The following is a 1,742-nucleotide window of genomic DNA, read 5'->3' on the forward strand; positions in this document are numbered from 1 at the left end:
GATGTGCGGATTTGCCTACACATCAGCCTCACTGCTTGGACGAGCATCCATCAGCTCGCGTCCCTATCCTTCTGCGTCACCCCATTGCTCATAACGGTTTACGGTGGTACAGGAATTTCAACCTGTTGTCCTTCGACTACGCCTTTCGGCCTCGCCTTAGGTCCCGACTTACCCTGAGCGGACGAACCTTCCTCAGGAACCCTTAGGCTTTCGGCGGACATGATTCTCACATGTCTTTTCGTTACTCATACCGGCATTCTCACTTGTGTACAGTCCAGCAGTCCTTCCGGTCTACCTTCAACCCGGTACACAACGCTCCCCTACCCCTGAAACATAGTTTCAAGCCATAGCTTCGGTGGTGTGTTTAGCCCCGTTACATTTTCGGCGCAGAGTCACTCGACCAGTGAGCTATTACGCACTCTTTAAATGATGGCTGCTTCTAAGCCAACATCCTGGTTGTCTAAGCAACTCCACATCCTTTCCCACTTAACACACACTTTGGGACCTTAGCTGATGGTCTGGGCTGTTTCCCTCTTGACAATGGACCTTAGCACCCACTGTCTGACTCCCGGATTAAAGTCTGTGGCATTCGGAGTTTGACTGAACTTGGTAACCCTTGGCGGGCCCCGCATCCAATCAGTGCTCTACCTCCACGACTCATCTTCCGAGGCTAGCCCTAAAGCTATTTCGGGGAGAACCAGCTATCTCCGAGTTCGATTGGAATTTCTCCGCTACCCCCACCTCATCCCCGCACTTTTCAACGTACGTGGGTTCGGGCCTCCAGTGCGTGTTACCGCACCTTCACCCTGGACAGGGGTAGATCACACGGTTTCGGGTCTACGTCTACGTACTTAATCGCCCTATTCAGACTCGCTTTCGCTTCGGCTGCGGCTTTTCACCTTAACCTTGCACGCAAACGTAACTCGCCGGTTCATTCTACAAAAGGCACGCCATCACCCATAGAAAGGGCTCTGACTTCTTGTAAGCACACGGTTTCAGGTTCTCTTTCACTCCCCTTCCGGGGTGCTTTTCACCTTTCCCTCACGGTACTGCTTCACTATCGGTCACCAGGGAGTATTTAGCCTTAGCAGATGGTCCTGCCAGATTCCCACGGGGTTTCACGTGTCCCGCGGTACTCGGGATCCGTCTCGGAGGGCATTTACTTTCAACTACAGGGCTGTTACCTTCTATGGCGGGCCTTTCCAGACCTCTTCGTTTAATAAACACCTTTCTGACTCCATGTGAGACGTCCCACAACCCCAAGGAGCAAGCTCCTTGGTTTAGGCTGTTCCGCTTTCGCTCGCCGCTACTGACGGAATCACTATTGTTTTCTCTTCCTGAGGGTACTTAGATGTTTCAGTTCCCCTCGTATGCCATCTTATGTCCTATGTATTCAGACATAAGTAACTGCCCATTACGACAGCTGGGTTTCCCCATTCGGAAATCTCCGGATCAAAGCTTGCTTACAGCTCCCCGAAGCATATCGTTGTTCGCCACGTCCTTCATCGGCTCCTGGTGCCTAGGCATCCTCCGTGTGCTCTTAATAGCTTAACCATGATTTTTGCGATGCATCACTTCGAAGCTTATTCTCCAGCAAAATATCATACCTTAGGAAAAACCCTCGATAATCAATCACTGTAGAACATCTTCTCGCGCCATCGCGATATCACCGTATCATTAAGATAAGGATATTCTAAGACACTTTAACTTCTCTTCACGATTCAGTTTTCAAGGTACAATGA

The 1,742-nt window shown here is 50.5% G+C and carries 1 rRNA gene (cut by a window edge); it reads right to left on the reverse strand.

From position 1 onward, the window contains the following. A 23S ribosomal RNA gene (locus I2H74_RS24360) occupies positions 1-1,554 on the reverse strand (it extends 1,373 nt beyond the left edge of the window). Positions 1,555-1,742 lie beyond the last annotated feature (188 nt).

The sequence above is a fragment of the Paenibacillus sp. 1001270B_150601_E10 genome (assembly GCF_015558675.1).
Taxonomy (GTDB): Bacteria; Bacillota; Bacilli; order Paenibacillales; family Paenibacillaceae; genus Paenibacillus_B.